Below are 4434 nucleotides of genomic sequence, written 5' to 3'. Positions count from 1 at the left end.
TATTCGCCGCGGGTAACGATCGCCGCCGTTGCGACCAGTTCGCCCAGCAGGGACAGTGTGGCCTGGCCGGGCCCCTCGAAGGGGTCCAGCTCCGCCCGCTTGAAGTACTTCAACAGGAGCGAGGGGTTCACCCGCGAGATGGAGACATGCCCCATGCTCCAGTTGCCGAAGCGCCGCTCGGAAATCTCCTCGTAGGACAGCAGCCGGACCTGTCGGTGCCGGTCGTCCCGGACGATGGCGTTGAAAATCTCGCAGACCTCGTCGCGCCCGCCTTCCAGGAGCTGGATGTAGAGGTCATCGGCGACGCACAGGATGCCGGTGATACCCTGCCGCGGATTATTCCGCCGAGACTGTTCGAGGATGCCGTCGAGCAGAGCGCCGTTCATGGGATCGACAGGGCGGCTGGCATAGAGGCAGCGCACGAGCATGGAGGTCAGGTCCTGTTCTTGATGAGGGAGAGGAATTCGGCCCTCAGGGTGTGGTCCTTGAGGAAGGAGCCGCGCATGACCGAGTTGATCATCTTCGTCTCGGTGTCCTTGACCCCGCGCCAGTGCATGCAGAAGTGATCGGCTTCCATCACCACCGCCAGACCGTCGGGACGAACCTTCTCCATCAGGAGGGCCGCCAATTGGGATATGGCCTCTTCCTGGATCTGGGGCCGGGACATGATCCACTCCGCCAGGCGGGAATACTTGGACAGGCCAATGAGGTTGGAGTGCTCGTTCGGCATGAGCCCGATCCAGAGCCGCCCCATGATCGGGCAGAAGTGGTGGCTGCAGGCGCTGCGCACGGTAATCGGGCCAACGATCATCAGCTCGTTCAGGGAGCTGGCGTTGGGGAATTCCGTCACCGGAGGGGCCTCGGTGTAGCGGCCGCGGAAGACCTCCGTGACGTACATCTTGGCGACGCGCTTGGCGGTATCCCGGGTGTTGTGGTCAGCCTCGGTGTCAATCACCAGGCTTTTCAGCACCTCGCGGAACTTGCCCTCCACCTCGGCGAGCAGGTCGTTCATCTCGCCCTCATGGATGTAGGCGGAGATGTTGTCATTAGCGAAAAACCGCTTCCGGGCCTTCTTGATACGAGCTCGGATTCGGGCGGAGACGGGCTCCTGTTCGGGGTCTGCCGGAGGCTTCACAACACGCTCGCAGTGGTTTCAGTTGGCCGGGGCCAGGCCCGATAGCCTTGACCCTACACCGGAAGCTCCAAACCTGTCTCGTGATTGTCGGGGAGGGCCGTGGGATGCCGCGGGGCCTCAGCCCTCCAGCAGCCGGTCCCTGGCGGCGTTCAGGTGAGCGGCCAGGCCGTCCGTACCCCCGGCGTCAGGGTGGATCCGGCGGATCAGCCGGGCGTGGGCGGCGAGGATCTCGTCACGGCTGGCTTCCGGGCCGACCCCAAGCACCGAACGGGCGGTGGCGAGGGTCACGTTGTCTGGGGTCGCCCGGGGCGGCGGGGCGGGCCCTCGGAGCGGCGGAGTGCGGGCGACGGCAGCCATGGCCATGCCGGCGACAACCAGGAGCAAGCCGACGGGCCAGGCGCCCCTCAGCAGGCTGAAGACTCCGGCGACCACGGCCGCCAGGGCGATGGCGGGCGCCAGGAGGCGCCAGGCGCGGCGGCCGGTCGGCGCGCCTGCCCTTCCGGCCCAGGCCAGGAGGGCCAGGACCGCCAGTCCCATCAAGATCCAGCTCATTACTGAGCGGCCAGCTGGGTACCTTCGCCGGACAGTCCGAGGAAGCCCATCAGGTCCCGCAGTTCCTGTCGGGCCGCCACGTGCTGGAGGCTCATGGACACCGGGCGGATGGACGGGGACAGGTCGGCGATGGTGAGGCCAAAAGGGAAGAGTTCGCGATAGATGACCCGGTCACGCAGGCCGGGACCGACGCGGAAACCCGCCCGGCGGGACAGGGCCTGGACGCGCTCGTCCACCCTGCGGCGGTTGCGGGCGTCGGCGGGGGCCAGGCGGTTGCGCAGAACGACCCAGTCAATGGAGCGGCCCGAGGCGGCGGCCCGGTCCTTGCGGCTGTTCCAGACAGTCTCGGAATAGAGGCTCGGACGCTTGAGCTCGAGGGTGACGGGATCGACGACGCCCAGGGTGTCAAAATCCACGAAGCTATCGTTCATCGGCGTGACGATCAGATCCGCCCGGGCGTGGGCCTCCCGGCTCAGCAGGGTATCGGCACCAGGTGTGTCGACCAGGATGATGTCGCAACCGGACAGGGCCTCGAAGGCCGCCGCCAGCCGGGCGCGGGCTTCATCCTCGGAAGCTCTGGAGATATCAGATTCGATCGGCGCGATTTCCGGCATGGGGGCCTCGGCGGAATTGGCGGTGAGCCAGGCCCTGCGGCTGTCGACGAAGTGGGCAAAGGACTGCTGGCGTACGTCCAGGTCCAGGACCCCGACCCGGACACCTTGGTGCAGCAAAGCGGTCATGAGGTGGATGGCGAGGGTGGACTTTCCCGCGCCGCCCTTTTCATTTCCAACGACGATGACGTCAGCCATCAGATCTCTCCGCTGGAGCCTGTTCCCTTCAGAAGGAAAGTCTGAAGAGGCAAGACAGGCTCTAAGTCCAAAACGTTAGGTCCTGTTGGGATCCGATAACCGGTTGCCACTTATCGGAACAGGACCTGGCGGGACCGATTCCCGACGGCCACAGGGTGGTCATCCACCCCCGGCGGCGTCAACGCGGAGGGTCGGATCGCCTGTGGATGGATGGATGCAGCTCATCGACGACCTGGCGGTCCGACGGGTCTTACCAGGCGCCTGCCTCGCGCAGGCGGCGGGCGAGGTCGTCCGGAATCCCCTCCCCGCTGGCCTCGTCGAGATCCGGAGGCGCGTCGGCGGGATCGAGGTAACGCCAGCCCTGGAAGGCCCTGCGGGGCGTCGGCACCACGCGAAGAATCCGCGGCTCCAGGTCGATCCGGCAGTGGCTCTCCCCGCCTGCCTCCACCCGGGCGATGGACAGTATGCGTTGGCGGCAGAGGATCAGCCCCCGGAAGATCCGGTAGAGCGACCCCCCATCCAGCAGTTCGTCCACACGCTTGGGCGACATCCGGGTGTGCAGGGGCCAGGGGTCAGGGCTGTTCCCATGCCAGGCCACCAGGTCCTCGATGGTGTCGGAGCCGACACAGAGCCGGATCATGTGCAGGGTCACGGTGCCTCGCTCCGCACCCGTACCAGGGCCTCGCCCTCCCGGACCTGATCGCCCACGGCGGCCGCCAGGCCCTCGACCACGCCATCGAAGGGCGCGGTCAGGCCGTGTTCCATCTTCATCGCCTCTATGACCACCAGGACATCGCCCCGGGCAACCCGGGCGCCCTCGGCGACCGGAACGGCGACGACGCGGCCTGGCAGGGGGGCAACGACGGTTCCGTCACCGCCCGCGCCCGCACCCACTTCGGGGTCCGGAGGATCGGCGGTGAAGCGGAATGCGGTTCCCAATTCAAAGAACACCAGGCCTTCGCCGGTATCGAGAAGGTCCGCCTCCACGTCCTCCCCGTCGAGGTGGACGACCAGGGGCTGACCGTCGCACCAGAGGCGAACGGTCGCCCGAGGCGGCGCGTTGAGGCGGAAGCCCGCCAGCCCCGCCGACGGGGCGCTGGCGCCTTCTGCGGCCAGGGCCCCCAGGGCCTCGGCGGCGGCCCGGGCGAGGTCGGGCGAGGGCCCGGCGGAGGTCGTCAGCCGGTCCATCCGGGCCTCGATGAAGTCGGTGTCGATCCGCCCAGCCAGGAAGTCGGGGTCGTCCAGGCACTTCGCCAGGAAGGCCGCGTTGGTCTGCAGGGGCCAGGTCTCGACCCCAGCACAGGCCTCGGCCAAGGCCTCCGTCGCCCCCTCCCGGGTCGGCGCCCAGGCGATCAGCTTGGCGATGAGGGAGTCGTAGTGCGGCCCCACCTCGTCCCCAGCCTCGACGCCGGAATCAATCCGCACCCCCTCGGGCAGGCGCAGGTGCTCCAGCCGGCCGATGGAGGGAATAAAGCCCCGCTCGGGAACCTCCGCGCAGAGCCGCGCCTCCAGGGCCCAGCCGTCCAGGACGATCTGGTCCTGGGACAGGGGCAGGGGCTCGCCGGCGGCGACCCGGAACTGCCATTCCACCAGGTCCACCCCGGTGACAACCTCGGTAACGGGATGCTCGACCTGCAGCCGCGTATTCATCTCCATGAACCAGATGCGATCGGCGCGCAGGCCGTCGCGGGCGTCGGCGATGAACTCCACCGTGCCGGCGCCGACATAGTCCACCGCCCGAGCCGCGGCGAGGGCCGCGGCGCATACCGCGGCGCGCACCTCATCGGTCATGCCCGGAGCGGGGGCCTCCTCGATCACCTTCTGCCGGCGACGTTGCAGGGTGCAATCGCGCTCGAACAGGTGGACGAGGCCGCCATGGGCGTCGCCGAATACCTGGACCTCGATGTGGCGGGGCGCCTCGATGCACCGCTCCAGCAG

Annotated in this window: 6 protein-coding genes; all 6 read right to left on the bottom strand. The window is 68.1% G+C overall.

Annotated features, from left to right (window positions below; all coding sequences use genetic code 11):
- Positions 1-428, bottom strand: a 428-nt coding sequence (locus tag WCJ52_RS11845; RefSeq protein WP_336903513.1) for a BLUF domain-containing protein, incomplete at its 3' end; no start/stop codon positions are given.
- 5 nt (positions 429-433) lie between these two features.
- Positions 434-1135, bottom strand: a complete 702-nt coding sequence (locus WCJ52_RS11840; protein WP_336903512.1) for a GTP cyclohydrolase I — start codon at positions 1133-1135, stop codon at positions 434-436.
- Between the two features lie 117 nt (positions 1136-1252).
- Positions 1253-1687 (bottom strand): molecular chaperone DnaJ, encoded by a 435-nt coding sequence (locus tag WCJ52_RS11835; RefSeq protein WP_336903511.1) that lies wholly within the window; start codon positions 1685-1687, stop codon positions 1253-1255.
- Positions 1687-2496, bottom strand: a complete 810-nt coding sequence (locus WCJ52_RS11830; RefSeq protein ID WP_336903510.1) for a division plane positioning ATPase MipZ — start codon at positions 2494-2496, stop codon at positions 1687-1689. The genes WCJ52_RS11835 and WCJ52_RS11830 overlap by 1 nt, the downstream gene beginning before the upstream one ends.
- Positions 2497-2746: 250 nt before the next feature.
- Positions 2747-3148, bottom strand: coding sequence for a DUF1489 domain-containing protein (locus tag WCJ52_RS11825; RefSeq protein ID WP_336903509.1), 402 nt, complete (start codon positions 3146-3148; stop codon positions 2747-2749).
- On the bottom strand, positions 3145-4434 hold a 1290-nt coding region (locus WCJ52_RS11820; protein WP_336903508.1), incomplete at its 5' end, for a biotin/lipoyl-containing protein. The genes WCJ52_RS11820 and WCJ52_RS11825, both read right to left, overlap by 4 nt.

This window comes from Phenylobacterium sp. (genome assembly GCF_037138395.1).
GTDB lineage: Bacteria > Pseudomonadota > Alphaproteobacteria > Caulobacterales > Caulobacteraceae > Phenylobacterium.
The sequence above is the reverse complement of the archived record's forward strand: the minus strand, read 5'-3'. Positions and strand labels throughout refer to the sequence as shown.